The sequence below is a fragment of the Marinomonas sp. TW1 genome (assembly GCF_001625355.1).
GTDB lineage: Bacteria > Pseudomonadota > Gammaproteobacteria > Pseudomonadales > Marinomonadaceae > Marinomonas.
In genome coordinates this window covers 129,908-147,917 of record NZ_JSEE01000004.1, presented here as the reverse complement: position 1 = coordinate 147,917, position 18,010 = coordinate 129,908, and the positions used below count along the sequence as shown (strand labels likewise).

The 18,010-nt window shown below is 45.5% G+C and carries 14 protein-coding genes; 4 read left to right on the top strand and 10 right to left on the bottom strand.

The window, feature by feature from the left end:
• Positions 1 to 88 precede the first annotated feature (88 nt).
• Positions 89 to 3,640 carry a type I restriction-modification system endonuclease gene (gene hsdR / locus OA79_RS04980; RefSeq protein WP_063332115.1) on the bottom strand — a complete coding sequence of 1,184 codons (3,552 nt, stop codon included), beginning with the start codon at positions 3,638 to 3,640 and terminating at the stop codon, positions 89 to 91.
• Between the two features lie 150 nt (positions 3,641 to 3,790).
• Positions 3,791 to 4,690, bottom strand: coding sequence for a LysR family transcriptional regulator (locus tag OA79_RS04975; protein WP_063332114.1), 900 nt, complete (start codon positions 4,688 to 4,690; stop codon positions 3,791 to 3,793).
• Between the two features lie 122 nt (positions 4,691 to 4,812).
• Between OA79_RS04975 and OA79_RS04970 the strand changes: the two genes are divergently transcribed.
• Positions 4,813 to 5,679, top strand: a complete 867-nt coding sequence (locus OA79_RS04970) for an MBL fold metallo-hydrolase (RefSeq protein WP_063332113.1) — start codon at positions 4,813 to 4,815, stop codon at positions 5,677 to 5,679.
• On the top strand, positions 5,673 to 6,293 hold the full coding sequence (locus OA79_RS04965) for a DsbA family protein (protein ID WP_063332112.1): 621 nt from the start codon (positions 5,673 to 5,675) through the stop codon (positions 6,291 to 6,293). The genes OA79_RS04970 and OA79_RS04965 overlap by 7 nt, the downstream gene beginning before the upstream one ends.
• 76 nt (positions 6,294 to 6,369) lie before the next feature.
• Here the strand turns inward: OA79_RS04965 and OA79_RS04960 are convergent, their stop codons facing one another.
• From OA79_RS04960 to OA79_RS04935, 6 genes are all read right to left on the bottom strand, one after another.
• A complete protein-coding gene (locus tag OA79_RS04960) occupies positions 6,370 to 7,434 on the bottom strand; it encodes a lipid A deacylase LpxR family protein (RefSeq protein ID WP_063332111.1) in 1,065 nt (354 codons plus the stop codon).
• Positions 7,435 to 7,724: 290 nt separating this feature from the next.
• On the bottom strand, positions 7,725 to 8,720 hold the full coding sequence (locus OA79_RS04955; RefSeq protein WP_231908802.1) for a lipid A deacylase LpxR family protein: 996 nt from the start codon (positions 8,718 to 8,720) through the stop codon (positions 7,725 to 7,727).
• A 204-nt stretch (positions 8,721 to 8,924) separates the two neighbouring features.
• On the bottom strand, positions 8,925 to 10,298 hold the full coding sequence (locus OA79_RS04950; protein ID WP_063332110.1) for a short-chain fatty acid transporter: 1,374 nt from the start codon (positions 10,296 to 10,298) through the stop codon (positions 8,925 to 8,927).
• A 132-nt stretch (positions 10,299 to 10,430) separates the two neighbouring features.
• A complete protein-coding gene (locus tag OA79_RS04945) occupies positions 10,431 to 11,606 on the bottom strand; it encodes an acetyl-CoA C-acetyltransferase (RefSeq protein ID WP_063332109.1) in 1,176 nt (391 codons plus the stop codon).
• Positions 11,607 to 11,640: 34 nt separating this feature from the next.
• Positions 11,641 to 12,300 (bottom strand): 3-oxoacid CoA-transferase subunit B, encoded by a 660-nt coding sequence (locus OA79_RS04940; RefSeq protein ID WP_063332108.1) that lies wholly within the window; start codon positions 12,298 to 12,300, stop codon positions 11,641 to 11,643.
• A 29-nt stretch (positions 12,301 to 12,329) separates the two neighbouring features.
• A complete protein-coding gene (locus tag OA79_RS04935; protein ID WP_063332107.1) occupies positions 12,330 to 13,034 on the bottom strand; it encodes a CoA transferase subunit A in 705 nt (234 codons plus the stop codon).
• A 148-nt stretch (positions 13,035 to 13,182) separates the two neighbouring features.
• On the opposite strand from OA79_RS04935, the gene OA79_RS04930 reads away from it, so the two are divergent.
• Positions 13,183 to 14,064, top strand: a complete 882-nt coding sequence (locus OA79_RS04930) for a LysR family transcriptional regulator (protein ID WP_063332106.1) — start codon at positions 13,183 to 13,185, stop codon at positions 14,062 to 14,064.
• Positions 14,065 to 14,132: 68 nt separating this feature from the next.
• On the opposite strand, the gene OA79_RS18535 is transcribed toward OA79_RS04930, so the two are convergent.
• Positions 14,133 to 14,267, bottom strand: a complete 135-nt coding sequence (locus OA79_RS18535; protein WP_269447819.1) for a hypothetical protein — start codon at positions 14,265 to 14,267, stop codon at positions 14,133 to 14,135.
• 853 nt (positions 14,268 to 15,120) lie between these two features.
• Between OA79_RS18535 and fdhA the strand changes: the two genes are divergently transcribed.
• The gene (gene fdhA / locus OA79_RS04920) at positions 15,121 to 16,314 is read left to right on the top strand and encodes a formaldehyde dehydrogenase, glutathione-independent (protein ID WP_063332104.1); all 1,194 of its coding nucleotides are present in this window, start codon (positions 15,121 to 15,123) and stop codon (positions 16,312 to 16,314) included.
• Between the two features lie 90 nt (positions 16,315 to 16,404).
• Here fdhA and OA79_RS04915 read toward each other — a convergent pair whose 3' ends face one another.
• A complete protein-coding gene (locus OA79_RS04915) occupies positions 16,405 to 17,925 on the bottom strand; it encodes a bifunctional ADP-dependent NAD(P)H-hydrate dehydratase/NAD(P)H-hydrate epimerase (protein ID WP_063332196.1) in 1,521 nt (506 codons plus the stop codon).
• Positions 17,926 to 18,010: the final 85 nt, after the last annotated feature.

Genomic DNA, 18,010 nt, shown 5'->3' with positions numbered 1-18,010 from the left:
TTAATAACACAATTAAATAAGGTAAAAGCGCCCTAGCAGGTGGTTGGCTAAGGCGCATTGGGTGACAGTTGGCGCGTATGATACCGAGCTAAGCCAGTTCGTCCCAGATATACTCGTTAAATTTCTGCAGAATCTCGTCCAGCTCGTTGTCGAAGGCGTCTTGCAGTTTGCGTTTGCCGCCATCGCGTTTGTAATTGCCGATTTTATAGACATCGTCGTCCAATACGACCTTGTCTTTTATCGAACTGGCGAGACGATCCAGCCATTTAATTTGCACTGGGTTCCAGTCGTTTTCGCTTTTTATGCGCTCAAGGGCATGATCGACACGCACGTCAAAGGGCAAGAGTTGTGGGTTTCTCATACTAGCACGGCGAATGTGCCCGACCAGCTTGGCGGCAATGTCTTGGTTGGTTTTCTGTTTCCACGCGGTTTGCAAAGCGGATTCGTCAAAGTGCTTGGCATCGAACCATTCTTGCAATTCCACCAGCCCTTTACGGGTGAGATCTCGCGGCCGATTAACCACCGCATCGAGCGCCGCCAGTTGGTTGACGTTGTCTTTGACCAGTCGATCAAAAGCATCGAGGAAGTCGTCAGGCTGGTTGTAATCGCCATACAGGGTTTCCACGCCAATCACTTTGTCTTCGATATCGGTAAAAATCGGGCGATCTCGCAAGCTGTTTATCGTGCGTTTTAAACCTTCGATTTGCTCGATTACGCTGGGTAGCTTGGCAAAATACTCGGCGGATTGCTTCGCGCCTTGGCTTTTTAGAGTGTTGGCAAACTGAGCAAAATCACAGCCAACCACGTTTGTTAGACGTTCATCCAATTGTTGCACTTGCTGTTCGACCTCGCGACTGCGGTCTTTTTGGTAATTCGCTTGGGTGATCACTCGTTGTAGCTTGGACACCAGTTGCTCGTGGCTGTTGTCTGCAAAGGATTTGTCGTTGCTTTCGATCACGGTGTAGGTTTTGTTGTCGCGGATTTCGGCCACCAAGGTCGACAAGCTGACGTTAGGACGCACCACAACGGCTTGCATGGTGTCGACGGATTCCAGCGTAGCAAACACGTCAACGGCGTCAAAAATACGGAAACTTGTTTTGCCGACTTCGGGACATAAACGTGTGGCGCGGCCTTTCATTTGCTCGTACAAGATGCGACTGCGCACTTTGCGCAAAAACACCAGATTGCAAATGCTGCGGATGTCGATGCCCGTGGTTAATAAGTCGACGGTGACGACGATGTTCGGCAGGCGTTCTTTTTCAAAGCGGGTGATCAGGCTTTGTACCTTGTTAGCGTCTTTGTCGGCGTTGCCCGTGATCTTGATAATGGCATCGTGTTCTAAGTTGGCGTATGTCGGGTTGCCTGATTGTCGAAAGGCGTCTCGTAACGTTTCAACCACCATGTCGGCGTGTTCGTTATTGACACAAAAAATGAGGGTTTTCTGCTGGCTGTTTGGGTCAAGCCAATTGGTCAGTTCTTGGCAAATGGCCTTGGTAAAATTCGGCGCGATGATTTGCTTGTTGAAATGATCGACCTCGAAGTTCTGCTCGTCTTCTAGTTCATCCAGTTGTAAATCGCCAGTGACAGCAAGACGTTGAACTTGCTCGCCTTTAGCAAAAGTAATGCCTTTGGTGTTGAGCTCGGTATTAATTTTAATCGGCGGCTGATAGTCATTTAAGTAGCCATCAATCACGGCGGTGCGGTAAGAATAATTAAAAATCGGGCGGCCAAATATCTCGGTAGTATGCAAGGCTGGCGTGGCGGTCAGCGCCAGTTTGAAGGCGTCAAATTGGTCGATCACGCGGCGATAGGCGGAAATGTAATCGCGCTGATCACGAAATGCCAACTCGCCTTCGGTTTGCTCTTTGTCGAGAATATAGCCTCGGTGGGCTTCGTCTATGATGATGGCGTCGTACAAGCCAACAGGGATAAATTCGTCATTTTGCAAAACGCGCTTCACCAAGGATTGCACGGTGGCAACGTGAATTTTGGTGCTGTCTTCTGGGAAACGATCGGTCAGCCCTTTGATGTTAAAGATGCTATTAAAGGTTTGCCCTTGAATGCGGGTGTCGTCGAACGAACCAACCGCTTGATTGCCCAAGGAACGGCGATCCACCAAGAACAACACACGTTTAAACCGCTGAGATTGGATCATTCGAAACATGATGGCGATGGCGGTGCGGGTTTTGCCTGTGCCCGTTGCCATGGCAAGTAACGCACTACGATTGCCTGCGACGACGGCGTTTTCTACAGCACGAACTGCATCTTCTTGATAGTAACGCAAGCCCAGCTCGCTCATATCGGGGTGCGTGGTAAACCAGTTATTTAATTGGCCAATGTTTTGACCCAGCTTGCTTAGCAACTCGTCTGGGGTAAACCATTGAGGCAAGGCATCCGGCTGGTTGGTTGCTAATCGCGTGTCCCGATACCAAATGCCGCTTTTGCTTTTTACCGCGGCGCTGTAACCACGCCCATTAGCAGAGAAGCAAAAAGGAATATTATAGCCAGTGGCATTATATTGGTTAATTCTTAGCTCGCTGACCTGCGCCATCATCTCATCATCATTGGCAGCGCGTTTAGCCAATTCGTTTTGGTACGCCAGGACATCAAAGGTTTGGCTGTAGCGGTAGGCTTCGTTGAGTTTGCTGGCAACATCGATGTTGTAACGCTTGGCTTCCACCACGCCAACTGGATTAAGTCCGATGAATAGGACATAGTCCGCAAATCCCATCTTACCCGTTTCATCCGTGCCCGTTGGCCATTCGGCAATCGCCATATTACGGCCGATTTGTGGACGCGTGCCATTGCTGTGTTTGAGGTGTTGGGTGTCCGCATCCCAACCTGCAAGGCGTAATTGCTCGTCAATCAAATAGCGGGTTTCTTGTTCATCCAAATTGAGCTTGTTTTGGCTGGCTTGCGTTGCTGTCACCTTGTGGAAAGTGTTTCGTTCTGGCTCGCTGAGTGTCGCTAATTCATTTTCTTTGGCTTTCAGCTGAGCTTCTAAGGCGGCAATGCGTGCGTCGCTTTGGGCTTGGGTTTCTTGCTTGGTACTTTCAAAAACCGACAAACGGCCTTTTAGCTCGGCTAATTCGGTTTGCTGCGCTTCGATCTCAGCTTGGCTTTTATGTTCATTTTGCAAAGCGGCTTGCTCGGCTTTCATCAAGGCCTGTTTAAGTAAGCCTATTTCTTGTTGAAACGCCTGTTGAGTGGCTTGCTGATCTTGCTTACTGGGTAATTGAAATAATGGCGAGGGGAAATCTTTGTCTTGGCTAATCAAGCGGTAATACCAAACCGCTAAACGAAACGACAACCTCAGGCACATTTCGGCGTCGTTTAAATCATTATGGTATTTATGAACCGCTTGGTTGCCAATGCTACGAAGTTTATGAAACACATCCAGAATGGTTTCATCTATTTTCGTTTTACGTTGAATTTCTTCGAGCAATTTAAACTGGGTTTCTTGTGGTTCAATATTGAGCAAGGTGCCAAGATGATTCGCCACGTATTCGCCAAAAATACGCAACTTAACGAGTGTAGTATTCGGATCATCTGGGTAATTATTCTCGGCCGCTTGAGCAATGGAGAGCAAAAGGTCATTGTGACCTTTGAGAAAAGCAAAGTTGGATTGGAGTTTTGTCATGTTATTTTCGAAATCCCTTCACCGATACACACCAAAGTAGTATTAGTCTAACCCTTTTCTTCTACCAAATCTTAGAATATCTCAAGCATAACCAAGCTTAAAACACATGTATATTATTGAATTGCTTCATTTTGTACGGAATAAACTAACTCACCAAGGATGCTCAGCAAAGTATTGTTCTAAATGATCAATCAAGGCTCGAACATTGGGTGATAGGTGCTTTCTCGACGAATACAGAGCGTAGATGTCCATGTCTTTTGGTTTCCACTCGGGTAATACATGGCACAAACGCCCATCGTTGATGTAGCGATTCACTAAATACGTTGGCAACATACTAATGCCCACACCATTGAGCGTACCGTGAAGTATCGCAGTGGCTTCATTGATGGTTAAGCGACAATCGACAGTGATCGATTCAAATTGCTCGTGTTTCGATAAATGCCAAATATGTTGTTCAAAGTTTTTATAGCCCAAGCAGTCATGCTTCGATAAATCTTGCGGTTGCTGAATATCACCCAATACTGGTTGAGCTTTGTCTAGGTAGGCAGGTGATGCAACCAGAACGGATTCACACCGTGCGATGGGCTTACCAATTAAAGATGGGTCTGGATTAGAAGCAATTCGTATCGCGAGGTCGATGCTTTTCTCGGTTAAATCGGCGGTGCTGTCTTCTAGGTCGATGTCGATATGCACTTTAGGATGCTGTGCCATGAAATTCTGAATTGCTGGCATCAATTGGGAAAAACCAAATGACATACTGGAAGTCATTCGCACCAAGCCAGATAGCTCATCACTGGTATTTGCCAAGGAAGTGATTTTATCTGCTTGCTCTAACCACAGTACGACGTCTTTTAGGCAGACTTCACCAGCACTCGTCAGTGATATCTTCCGCGTAGTACGGTGCAACAGACGAATCTTCAACCAGTCTTCCATGGCTTCTATATATCGTGTCACCATAGGACGAGACATATTTAGACGATCGGCAGTACGAGAAAAACTACGCGATTGCGCAACATCAATAAACACCTTGGCGGCCGTCACTCTGTCCATATCTCACTTTCCAATTTGAACGATTTAAGAAACAATAATGCTCATTTTTATGTATTTTTCCGAGCACGTCAATTCTCTATTATGACCACATGAATTAAACATTAGCTCTTTGGAGAGACAACATGAAAAAATTGATTACATTGGCGGCTTCTGCTCTTATCGCTCATTCTGCTTTTGCTGCAGACAATAAACCTTTAACACTCGATGTTTATAATGCAGCTCCTAGCAGCTTTAGTGTTAACTCAACCCTGGTATACGGTGAAACAGAAGCCATGGTGATTGATGCCGGCTTTACTAAAGCAGATGCGTTGCGCATTGCCGCTAAAGTATTGGATTCTAAAAAAGAACTCAAAACCATTTTTATTAGCCAAGCAGATCCTGATTATTACTTCGGTGCGGAAACACTGCACAACATTTTTCCAAAAGCAGACATCATTACAACGCCTGCAGTAAAAAAAGTTATTGAAGAAAAAATGGCAGGTAAATTGGCTTATTGGGGCCCTCAAATGGGCGCAAACGCGCCGGTCGCACCTATCGCCCCTACCGCTTACACTCAATCTACTTTGACGATTGATGGTCAAACCATTGAGATTCGTGGTACGGAAGGTGTGTTAGCCCACCGCCCTTACCTTTGGATCCCATCAAATAAAGCGATTTTGGGTAACGTAGCGATCTTCGGAAACATGCACTTGTGGATGGCCGATGCCCAATCGGATGAGTCTCAAGAAGCTTGGAAAGCACAATTGAAAGAAATGCTTGCACTTAAACCAACAACGGTTGTTCCTGGTCATATGGTAAAAGGCACAGCATTAACGGCTGATAACATTACGTATTCTCTTGACTACATCAATGCCTTCCAACAAGCAAAAATGGACAGCAAAGACAGTGCAGAATTTATTAAAACAATGACAGCGAAATACCCAAATGCACAAGGTGCTTTGAACCTAAACATCGCAGCGAAAGTCCATAAAGGTGAAATGAAATGGTAAAAGTACATTATTTTTTCGACCCAATGTGTGGTTGGTGTTACGGAGCAACATCGTTAATTGAAATCCTAGCAGAGATACCTGATTTCGAAATTCATTACCACCCAGGTGGCATGATTCCGAAACGCGCGATTGATCCGTCTTTCAGACAGCACATTCTGCAGGCTGATAGTCAGATTGCCGCTATGACCAAAGCCCACTTTGGCGAAGCTTACAAGGCGAGAGTAGCAAACAATGGCGAGTTTGTTCTTGACTCATACTTACCAACCCAAGCCTTTTTGGTTGGTATTGAGATGGGCATTGAACCACATTTGATGCTGAAAACGATTCAAGAAGCGCATTACCAAGATGGCAAAGAATTAGACAAAGCTGGCAATTTGCAAACTTTAGCGGCGACATTAGGGCTCAATGAAGCGATTTGGGCTGCCAATATGGCAGGAGCAAAACCTTTTTTGATGAAAGAGATCCAAGAAAGCCAAAAGCTGATGGGACAGTTACAGATAAGCGGTTTTCCGACCTTGATCATGGAAAAAGATGACCAGTTCGTTCGCTTACCTCACAGTTCATACTACGGTAAGCCATCTGAATGGGAAGCGTATTTAGCCTCTTTGGTATAAGGCGAGTATCAGTGACACAAAAACCTCCTGTATTAAGGTAATAAATACAGGAGGTTTTTTATGAAACGCGTTAATTCTATAACTGCCAAGCAAAGGTTAACGTACCATACTGCGTCAACTTATCCATTTCACGCGCATTTTTACGGCCGTTTAGACTAAATGGTGAATTGATGGCAAAGGATAAAGAAGCCTCTTTCCAAGCGTAGGTTAGACCTGATGTAAACATATTGTTGTTGTGGTCATAATCTATAGACCGACTATTCCGAAAAGTATTGCCGTCTGTGAATATTTGATTAAAGGTGTAATCAAACTCCAGCCCAGCATACACAAACCAACCATAATTGACCGCTAATGGATTCGATACTCGAGTCTCTGCCAGTAAAACACTCGGAAAAGAGTCATGCAAGTTACGCCCATAACGCAACATAAAACCAGCACCGACCTCACTTTTAAGCGTTCCTATGCCCCCTTCAATACCCGTTAGTATATCCATGTTATTGCTGTCTGAGACCCAAGAACGCCAAGTTCTCCCTCGCGAAAATTGAAAAACAAACTCATTCTTCAATTGCGTATCCCACCCCATCGGCTCTTGAGCTGAAATGATTTTATGTATGGTTTTCTGAGTTTGTTTGCCCAAGGCAATGGGTCCGACAACGCCTAAAGTGGTACTCACTTTATCCGCATAATCTGGACCTACCGATATGTAGGTATTGGTAAAACTAATCAGCCCTGAATACGGCAAAGAATCTTCTGATGGATTCGTGACAGTGAGATCTGAAGGGGTCGTTAATGATTGCCCAAAGCTATAGACGTTAACCGCTTGACCTATATTTTCATGTGACAAACTCCACGCCAGTGGCATAACCCAAGCATCGGGCTTTGGCAGCGCCATAACGTCATCGTAAACATCATAAAGCGAGACATAAATGCCATTGGTATAGCCATTGTCTTCATTAACAAAGAAATCATTATCCAATGTCGCTGACATCCAGTGACTCTCAGCTTGCGCTGGAATGGCACTCAAAACCGACAAGCACAGCATCAATTGTCGGATTGTTAAGGATATTTTCATTGGCTCAATGGCCCTTTCGACAGTCAAACGACTTGCATCATCCAGACTGATATTTTTAATTTTTTTCATTTTTAACCTACATTGGTAACGGATTCTAAATTACCAATTATTATAATTTGAACGAATTCAACTTAAGCTAAACAAGAGATATAACAATGTGGAAGTTAAACAACAGTTTTAGGGGAATTTTGAAATAAATCGGTCTTTGTGTAAGGAAAGTGACTTTTCAGGATGAGCGAAGGGGGTTCTCAGTATTGAACGCAATTCGCATTATCGAAAAAACCGCTACCCGACCGTTTTCGAATAGTGGTTCTTATTATCTTTATGGCCTTTAGTCGTTCGACGCACCGGATCAAAAACTAAATTTGCCAAGCAAGCGTTAAGGTTCCATAACGGCTCAGCTTTTCAGTTTGACGACTGCTTTCCGTTTCCTCTTCGGAAAAAGACGAGTTATAAGCAAACGTTAGTGCCCCATGCCCTCCCACAGAGTAGGTAATCCCAGCGGTAAAGGTATTGTAATTATGATCGTAATCTATTGAGCGGCTATCTCGAAAGGTATTTCCATCCGTAAATATTTGATTGTAAATATAGTTGCTGGACAAACCAGCATAAATAAACCAACTATTATTCACCCCAATAGGATTAGATGCTCTAGAGTTTGCTAATAAAACCGTGGCATAAGAATCCTGAAGGTTTTGACCGACACGCAGCATCACCCCAGCATTTAGTCCGCTCGTAATGGTACCAAGACTTACCTGACCACCAACCAGCAAATCCATGGTATCAGAGCTTGTTGCAAGCACTCGCCAAGCACGCCCACGAGAAAAGCCAAATACGACTTCATTCTTTAATTGAGTATCCCAACCTTGCGCTTCTTTCACCCCAATGGCTCTGTGAACACCATTTTGCGTCTGCTCCCCTTTTGCAGCAGGTCCAACGATGCCTAAAGATGTACTAACCCAATCCGCATAATAGGGACCCACCGTGACATAAGCATTGGTGTACTTAAGCAAGCCAGAATAAGGTAAAGAGTTATCCGGTGGAATTTCTTGAGTGATGTCTTCTGCGGTCGTTAATGTTTGACCAATACTATTAACATTGATCGTATTATAAACACGCCCATTTGGCATACTCCACAGCAATGGACGAACTAATAAGCTGGGATTTAAACGGCTTGCAACATTATAAAAAGAAAAATAAATACCATTGGTGTAGCCGTTATCTTTACCAACGAATACATCATTATCTAGTGTTGCAGAGACAAAATTTTCAATGGCATTGGCTTGCACACTAGACATTAAAAACAGGCTCGCCAGCCACAACTTAAGACTAAATGCCTTGTTTAATCTGCGCACAATTTTGAACCTCGGTAACATATATAAACCATTAAAATCTAAAAACAGCCGCCATTATAAGTCGAACCTAATTGGAATACGCCTAAGCATAACATCTATAACCACCAAGACATTAGCCATCTTAAAACAAAAAACCACTGTTTGGAGGATCCAAACAGTGGTTTTTCAATCAAATACTAACTTGAGGTTAAATCGGCTATGCCCTTAGAAAATTAAGAAGACGAATGAAATAATCACACCAGAACCGATTAATGCCATCAAGCAATACCCCATAACATCCTTTGCACCAAGCCCAGCAATCGCCAATGCAGGTAAGGCCCAGAACGGTTGGATCATGTTGGTCCACGCGTCACCCCAAGCAATTGCCATCGCCGTTTTCGCGGCATCTACCCCAAGCGCAGCACCAGCAGGCATCATAATAGGCGCTTGTACTGCCCACTGACCGCCACCAGAAGGCACGAAGAAGTTAACAATACCCGCACTCAAAAAGGTGAACAGAGGGAAAGTGGTTTCATTAGAGATGGACACGAATGCCTGTGAAATAACACCGGCTAACGAAGCGCCAGAATCACCGGTTGCCGTCATCATGCCCATGATGCCTGCATAGAAAGGGAACTGCAGTAAAATACCAGAACAGTTACGCGCCCCTTGAGAAATCGAATTCAGCAAACTCTTAGGTGTGCCATGCAACAAGATAGCGGAGAACAAGAAGGTGAAATTAACAATGTTCAAATTAAGCGCAAAGCCGTTAGTAACAAAGTAATAAATAATATAGGCAAAACCCATGACACCCAGAATCCATGACAAAGTACGACTATTTTCTAGGCGCTCTGCGGGTGTCATTTTGCTCTTTTCTGTCACCTCATCTTCTGTCTCTTCCAACAGTTCAGCATCAATCGTAATGGTGTCTTGTGGAGCTGGGTGCATCAAACGATTTAACAGCGGAATAGAAACAAACATAACCGCCAGAATCGTCAGATTCATCGTAGAGAAAATGGTGTCCGACGTTGGGATAGCAGCCGTCACGGCACCATTTGTTACCGCTTCAATATTTTTCCCACCGGCAATAGACAATGGAACGGAACCCGATAGTCCACCATGCCAAAATAAGAAGCCACTGTACGCTGAAGCGATTAGCAAACGATAATCGACCCCTTTCACTCGTGCTGCAATTTCACGAGCAAAGATAGCACCTACAACCAAACCAAAGCCCCAATTCACCCAACAGGCCATAGCACTGATTACGGTTACTAAGATAATGGCTTGCCCCGGCGTTTTTGCTGCTCCTGCCAACATCGCTAACTTACGCTTAAAAGCAGGCGCACTGGCCATTGCATGGCCCGTTACAACGACCATCGCCATCTGCATCGAAAAACTCAGTAAGTTCCAAAAACCACCCGCCCACGCATTGACCACTTGCATTGGCCCTTGCCCTGTACTCGGCATAACAAACAAAAACACCACAATCGTTAAAACGATGGCGAAAATGAAAGGATCAGGTAAGTAACGCTGTAAAAGTGTCACAAAGAATTGACTAACGCTTTGTAAAGCGGTCTTTTTTTGTTCGAGAGTATTCATCTATCTTTCCTGTTTTTTATATTTTTTATTGGACGTAACAGCGAAAGCAGAAAGGGGAATCTCTATAAGAGTCCCCTTTCTGCTATGCCACTTTATTACGTGTTTTTATTGCTTTATCTAGTACAAAACCTTTTAACGAGATACCAACATAGCGACACCCATTCCGCCGCCAATGCATAAGGTAGCAAGCCCCTTTTTAAGGTTTTGGCGCTGCATTTCATGAAGCAAGGTCACCAAAACTCGGCAACCTGATGCTCCAATAGGGTGTCCGAGCGCCACGGCACCACCATTCACGTTAACTTTATTGCGGTCTAAACCAAGCTCTTTATTGACACAAAGCGCTTGAACCGCGAACGCTTCATTGGCTTCAACCAAATCCAAATCCGCTACTTGCCAATTTGCTTTATTCAGTACTTTTTGGGTAGCGGCAATCGGGCCAGTCCCCATAATTTCAGGGTCGACACCCACGGCACTTGCCGCTTCAATGACCGCTAACACGGGTAAACCTAAACGTTTCGCTTCCACATCTGAAGTCACAATGACCATGGCGGCACCGTCATTCAAAGTCGATGCGTTACCAGCAGTCACTGTGCCGTCTTTAGCAAACGCGGGACGCAGTTTGGCTAATGACTCGGTACTGGTTGAAGGGCGAATTTGCTCATCCGCCTCAACAATGACAGGCTCGCTTTTACGCTGAGGAATCGAAACCGGCAAGATCTCTTCAACAAACCGTCCTGTTGTTTGCGCCTGACTGGCTTTTTGTTGGGAATGCACCGCAAAATCATCCTGCTCTTGGCGGCTAATATCCCAACGTTTAGCGATGTTTTCAGCGGTTTGTCCCATGTGATAATCATTGAACGCATCCCACAATCCATCCGTTACCATGGAATCTAACAATTCCCAGTTGCCCATTTTTTTACCTGAGCGACTGTTTGGTAACACATGCGCGGCTTGACTCATGCTTTCTTGCCCACCAGCGACAACCATGTTGGCATCGCCATTTAGTACGGCTTGCGCAGCAAGTTGCACGGCCTTTAATCCAGAGCCACATACTTTATTGATCGTCATCGCTGATACATGCTTTGGTAGTCCAGAATGAACCGCGGTTTGACGAGCAGGGTTTTGACCACACCCTGCGGTCAGTACTTGACCTAAAATCACTTCATCGATCTGGTCTTTGAACATCGGTTGTTTAGCCAGCATGCCAGACAATAATTGTGTCCCCAGCTGCACAGCACTGAGCGCTGATAACGCACCATTAAAAGCACCGATCGGGGTTCTTGCAGCAGCAACGATTACAGCTTTCATAGAAGCTCCTATAATTATTATTTGTAATTCAACTCTAAGAAAAAATCATTTCCGGCACATCATCCGGTACGATCAATTTACCTTGAGTTTTTTCAATAATCTCTTCAACGGAAACACCTGGTGCTCTTTCTTTCAAGATAAAGGCACCCTCTTCAATTTCTAGCCAAGCCAAATCGGTCAACACCTTCTTAATGCAGCCTTTCCCCGTTAATGGCAAAGAACAATCAGAAAGTAGCTTTGAATCGCCATTTTTAGACGCATGCGTCATGGTGACAATAATATTCTCTGCACCGGCTACCAAATCCATCGCTCCGCCCATGCCTTTGATCAGTTTATTGGGAATCATCCACGACGCGATATTACCGTTCACATCGACTTCAAAGGCGCCCAAAACGGTTAAATCCACATGACCGCCTCGGATCATGGCAAAGGATTCAGCAGAGGAAAAAATCGACGCCCCTTTCACGGTTGTCACGGTTTGTTTACCTGCGTTGATCATGTCCGCATCAATGGTGTCTTCGGTAGGAAACTCGCCCATACCAAGCAAACCATTTTCAGATTGCAGCATAACGCTCATGTTATTCGGGACAAAGTTGGCGACTAGGGTAGGAATACCAATCCCAAGATTAACGTAAAAGCCATCCTGTAACTCTTGGGCAACACGTTGTGCCATTTGTTCTCTGGTCAGTGACATAGGAAACCTCTTTTTCTTATTCTGTTGTCTTATTCGGCGGTCTTAACGGTTCTTTTTTCGATGCGTTTTTCAAAGCTACCAAGCACGACTCGATCGACATAAATACCAGGGGTGTGAATATGCGTAGGATCTAATTCGCCAACGTCGACAATTTCTTCGACTTCGACGACCGTTATCTTGCCTGCGGTTGCGGCCAGAGGGTTGAAGTTTTGAGCGGTATGACGGTAAATCACATTACCGTATCGATCGGCTTTCCAGCCTTTAACGATGGCAAAATCGCCGACAATGGCTTCTTCTAGTAAATATTCGCGACCATTGAATTGTTTTGTTTCTTTGCCTTCGGCAACAGGAGTGCCGACTCCTGTTGCCGTATAAAACGCGGGAATTCCGGCACCACCAGCGCGCATTTTTTCTGCCAGCGTACCTTGAGGTGTCAGTTCTACTTCAAGTTCACCATCTAATAGCTGCTTTTCAAACAGAGCATTTTCGCCAACATAAGACGAGACCATTTTGCGGATTTGCTTATCTTCTAGCAAAACACCTAAGCCAAAACCATCCACGCCACAATTGTTCGATACAACCGTCAAACCTTTACTGCCTTTGCGTTTAATCTCGGCAATTAAGTTCTCAGGAATACCACACAGGCCAAAGCCGCCCGCCAGTACAGTCATATCATCTTGCAGACCTGCCATCGCTTCTTCATAAGAAGCCACAACCTTATCAAAACCGGCCATTAGAAATCTCCATCTTATTATTTTTAAATTCCGTTCAGTTTGACCCAACAAGATAAATTAATTAAATTTGTTTTTTCTATTTATTAATAAGAATATTAAATATAAAGCATCACTTTTCAATGCCATAGCATTCATACAGAGACCTTAGATGAACATCAAACAAGTTAGAGCTTTCTTAGCCGTTGCACAAACCATGAGCTTTGCCAGCGCCGCGACACAATTACACTTGTCACAACCAGCATTGAGTTTATCTATTAAAAGCCTAGAAGATAATTTAGGTGGAAAATTGCTGACTCGAACAACTCGCCATATTGCGCTAACGCCTGAGGGAGAAGCCTTAATGCCAATAGCAAGGCGGTTATTAGCACAATGGGAAAACGCCGAAGATGAGATGAAGCAACGCTTCGCATTACAATTGGGCAAAATCACCATTGCTTCCATGCCCTCTTTTGCGGCGTCGTTGCTGCCAAAAGCCATTCGCAATTATCACGCTTCATACCCAAATATTCAGGTCGCCATCGACGATGTATTATCAGATGTCGTCGTCGAAATGGTGCGCAATAACCAAGTTGAGTTGGGCATATCCTTCGAACCAAGCAACCTAATAGATTTGTCTTTTCACCCTCTTTATGAAGACAGGTTTATCGCGATAATACCAAAAGGCCACCCGTTAGAAGGGCAAGAGACCATTTCTTGGCGCGCCCTATTAGAATACGATTTTATTACCTTGCAGCGCCCTTCCAGTGTTCGTGCCATGATAGAAAGCACACTCCATGAAGCAGGCATCGAACTCAATGTGGCGTTTGATGCTCACCAACTTGCTACGGTGGGACGTATGGTCAGCGAAGGCATGGGCGTCGCCGTGGTACCCGCACTGTGCCGACAACAAGCCATAGAGCAAGGTGCAATCTGCCGCACTGTGATAGAACCTGAAATTCGCCGCCGCGTTGGCGTGATTTGCCAGCCTAGGTCTAACTTATCCATCGCTGCCGCCGCAATGCTGGATGTGTTAATTAACACTTATTCTTAACCACTACACTGGCTACTTAAGCTGTCTTAATAAAATTACGTTCCTATTCCGAGAATCTTCTACTAAACTCAACCTTGTACACATGTGTCCGAAATATTATCTAGGGTGCCATCGTTTTCCATGACTATTAAAGCGGCATTCACTTTTGCATAAAACGTAGCTTCACCTTGGCGCATGCCAACCCCTACCCGCTCTAATGCCATGGCATCGCCAACTCAACATCGTCCGTTGAATACACCGCGCCTTACAAACCCGCAACCCCCTTAACACAATCTCGCCTCGGTTCGCTATTAGTACTGTGTTAAACATAAAAAGCCTTAAAAATATCGACCTAACCAATCACAAATAACACTTGACCGGATGCCACTTCATCACCTGATGCCTCGCTAATCTCTTCGCTTGGTGGTATGTTGGGCACGGCCGTCACCGGATCCTTTATTAATTTTCTCTATAAGCAGAACTTAGAAAAAACGCTAATAAATGCAGATCAACCGCAACATATCACTGAGTTAAGCAACCCCAATATTCTGATACAAACAAGCCACTCAGCGTCAAATGAATTACCAATCGACCTTGCGCAACAGGTTTTATTAGACACCTTGAGTTTAGGCCTGTTTGCCTCTGCCGGTATTTGTTTAATCTCCTTATTGATACTCTGGAAGGTTCCCCCTATGGTGCTTTTTAAAAGATAAGACCGTTAATCCATAATGACAGAAACTGGCCATGCTCTAAGTTGCGTTATTCTCATCGGGATAGCATCCAATGTTGAGTATCTTGGTGTTCTCAACACGCCTTTTTATCACACATAGCCATCTTTCAAATAGAATCATTAGCCCAGCAAAGAATGAAACAAAATAGCCAATCCTATAATTAACGCGGCCTCCAGCGTTTTTTCCTGAAATCAGAGATATATACCGACGACGACAGTCTCCTAACGGCTAGTTTTCCTAGTCGTTTCCAGATTGCATTGTTGTCGTACAAAGACCTATTCTTTTTTTCGCTGGTGACAAAATAACCAGTCGTGAACAAAAATAACAACCGAAAAAGGATGCTCACATGCATAATCACGCAAACAGAGGCGTTATTTATCAAGGCAACGGCACGGTCAACGTCGAAGCTATCCCCTTTCCTGAATTGGCCATTGGCAAACGTCGTTGTAACCATGGTGTCATTCTAAAAGTGGTTACGACTAACATCTGCGGTAGTGATCAACACATGGTTCGAGGTCGAACGACGGCACCAAAAGGCTTGGTACTCGGCCATGAAATCACTGGTGAAGTGATCGAATGTGGCCGCGATGTGGAATTCATCAAAGTGGGAGATTTAGTTTCTGTGCCTTTTAACATTGCCTGCGGTCGCTGCCGTAATTGCAAAGAAGGCAAAACTGGCATTTGCTTGAACGTCAACCCAGCTCGCCCTGGCGCGGCGTATGGTTACGTAGACATGGGCGGTTGGGTTGGTGGACAAGCCGACTATGTCATGGTGCCCTATGCGGATTTCAACTTGCTCAAATTCCCCGACGCCGATCAAGCTCGTGAAAAAATCCAAAGCCTCACACTGCTGTCTGATATTTTCCCAACGGGATTCCACGGCTGCGTTACCGCGGGCGTTGGGCCAGGTTCTACTGTTTACATCGCCGGTGCTGGCCCGGTTGGTTTGGCCGCTGCAGCATCGGCTCATTTACTTGGTGCAGCTTGTGTCATTGTCGGCGACATGGTGGAAGACCGTCTTAACCAAGCACGCTCTTTTGGTTGTGAAACCATCGATCTTACTCAAGATGGTGACATGCAAGATAAAATCGAAGCAATACTAGGTGACCGAGAAGTGGATGCCTTTGTGGATTGCGTAGGGTTTGAAGCCCATGCTTGTGGCTGTAATCACCATCAAGAATCCCCTGCGGTTGTCTTGAATTCCGCCATGCAAATGACACGCGCTGGTGGGCAAATTGGTATTCCGGGCTTGTATGTCACAGAAGATCCAGGCGCCACAGACGAAGCCGCTAAACAAGGTAGCCTAAGCATGCGCTTTGGTCTAGGCTGGGCAAAATCTCATTCCCTTCATACCGGCCAATGTCCGGTAATGAAATACCACCGAGCACTGATGCAAGCTATCTTGTTTGATAAGATCGACATTGCAAAAGCGGTGAATGTACAAATGATTTCACTGGATCAAGCGCCACAAGGTTATGCTGATTTCGATGGCGGCGCTGCGAAGAAATTCGTTATCGATCCCCACAAAATGGTGAGTTGATAAATCAAAAAGCGGAATAACTAAACAAAAAAGGCCCTGCCTTGCTAACGCTTAACATCTCGTTAACAAGGCAGGGCCTTTTTATTAATCTTACTTTTTTGATGGGAAATATTGTTTATGAATAGCAGACAATACTTGCGGAAGATGGTCCGGTAAATCTTCGGCAATCAGCCCAGCACCTACCTCATTTGCCACTTCGCCATGCAACCAAACCGCTGCTGCGGTCGCATAAAACGGCGTCATACCTTGTGCGATCAAACCCGCAATGAATCCGGCAAGCACATCTCCTGCTCCGCCTGTGGCGAGTTCAGCTGGCGCATTCGCGTTAATAATCGCTCGACCATCCGGTGATGCAATAATGGTGTCCGCGCCTTTTAACAAGATGATAGCCCCACTCTCATGCGCTGCTTGTTTGGCTCTAGTGAATTTATCCTTTCCTGATTGTTCAGAAAGGTGAGGGAACAAGCGCGCAAACTCTCCTTCATGAGGTGTCAGGACACAAGAACCATGAATGGCGCTAAACAATGCTTCTGGCTGTTCTGAAAAGGCGGTCAATGCATCCGCATCCAAGACACAAGCTCGAGCACATTTTAATGTTTCTAGCACGGCATGTTTAACACGGTTCTTGTCGTTTCCTTCTAACCCTGCACCAGGACCAATCACCACGACATTAAAACGAGGGTCGTTCAGCACCTGCTGAAACGCGTGCTCAGGTTGCTGTGTTTCCAAAGGTTTTACCATCACTGACAACATAGAAGAAGCATAGACTGACCAGCTCATCTCCGGCACCGCCAATGAAACCAGCCCCGCCCCGATACGCTGTGCCGCTCTGGCACTTAGGCGACTGGCACCTGTCATCCATTGACCACCATAAATAAGCACATGACCGCGATGAAATTTATGACCATTTTGCTGAGGCCAAGGGTAGTCTTTTAGCCATAGATCAAGATGGTTTTCCCACGTGTTCAGATTCAGCTCGTCCAGTACCGTCTCAGGAATACCAATATCAGCAACAATAAGTTCGCCGCACAAATCACGGCCAGGGAATAATAAATGACCCGGCTTTTTACGAAAGAAGGTCACCGTTAACTCTGCAGGAGCAACCTTACCAAGCACCACGCCCGTTGTACCATCTACACCACTCGGAACATCTACCGCACAAACAGGCAAACCTGACTGAACAACGGCTTCCAACATCGCATAGGCAACACCGTCTATTGGCCGCGACAAGCCTGCACCAAACAAAGCATCAACCACTAACTCTGCATTTTCTAGCCGTTTTGGTAACAAGGTCTGCCATTCCCCCTGCCATGCCTTAGCATGGGCTTGAGCTTCCTTAGACATACGGTCAATTTGCCCCGAAAAAGCCAATGTCACAGGCCAGCCATGCTGTAACAACGCCTGAGCAATCACAAAGCCGTCGCCACCATTATTGCCAGGACCTGCCATCACCAAAGTAGGACGCTTTGACCATCGCCCAATAATGGCCTCAACTACTGCGTTGCCTGCGGTGGTCATTAATGTAAAAGCCGGCACCCCTGCGACGACAGCAGCCTGATCCGCTTGAGTCATTTGTTGCGGTGTCAGCAAAACATGTTGATTACCTGCCATATCATTAAGATCCTCAGAATAGGTGACTAAATCCATCCTACGCCCATTAAAAAAGATAACAAATAGCTAACATCTTGTGCGCCTA

Excerpts from the sequence above, each read along its gene's own strand:
- hsdR (WP_063332115.1), bottom strand. The coding sequence starts at position 3,640 with ATGACAAAACTCCAATCCAACTTTGCTTTTCTCAAAGGTCACAATGAC.
- OA79_RS04975 (WP_063332114.1), bottom strand. The coding sequence starts at position 4,690 with ATGGACAGAGTGACGGCCGCCAAGGTGTTTATTGATGTTGCGCAATCG.
- OA79_RS04970 (WP_063332113.1), top strand. The coding sequence starts at position 4,813 with ATGAAAAAATTGATTACATTGGCGGCTTCTGCTCTTATCGCTCATTCT.
- OA79_RS04965 (WP_063332112.1), top strand. The coding sequence starts at position 5,673 with ATGGTAAAAGTACATTATTTTTTCGACCCAATGTGTGGTTGGTGTTAC.
- OA79_RS04960 (WP_063332111.1), bottom strand. The coding sequence starts at position 7,434 with ATGAAAAAAATTAAAAATATCAGTCTGGATGATGCAAGTCGTTTGACT.
- OA79_RS04950 (WP_063332110.1), bottom strand. The coding sequence starts at position 10,298 with ATGAATACTCTCGAACAAAAAAAGACCGCTTTACAAAGCGTTAGTCAA.
- OA79_RS04945 (WP_063332109.1), bottom strand. The coding sequence starts at position 11,606 with ATGAAAGCTGTAATCGTTGCTGCTGCAAGAACCCCGATCGGTGCTTTT.
- OA79_RS04940 (WP_063332108.1), bottom strand. The coding sequence starts at position 12,300 with ATGTCACTGACCAGAGAACAAATGGCACAACGTGTTGCCCAAGAGTTA.
- OA79_RS04935 (WP_063332107.1), bottom strand. The coding sequence starts at position 13,034 with ATGGCCGGTTTTGATAAGGTTGTGGCTTCTTATGAAGAAGCGATGGCA.
- OA79_RS04930 (WP_063332106.1), top strand. The coding sequence starts at position 13,183 with ATGAACATCAAACAAGTTAGAGCTTTCTTAGCCGTTGCACAAACCATG.
- OA79_RS18535 (WP_269447819.1), bottom strand. The coding sequence starts at position 14,267 with ATGGCATTAGAGCGGGTAGGGGTTGGCATGCGCCAAGGTGAAGCTACG.
- fdhA (WP_063332104.1), top strand. The coding sequence starts at position 15,121 with ATGCATAATCACGCAAACAGAGGCGTTATTTATCAAGGCAACGGCACG.
- OA79_RS04915 (WP_063332196.1), bottom strand. The coding sequence starts at position 17,925 with ATGGCAGGTAATCAACATGTTTTGCTGACACCGCAACAAATGACTCAA.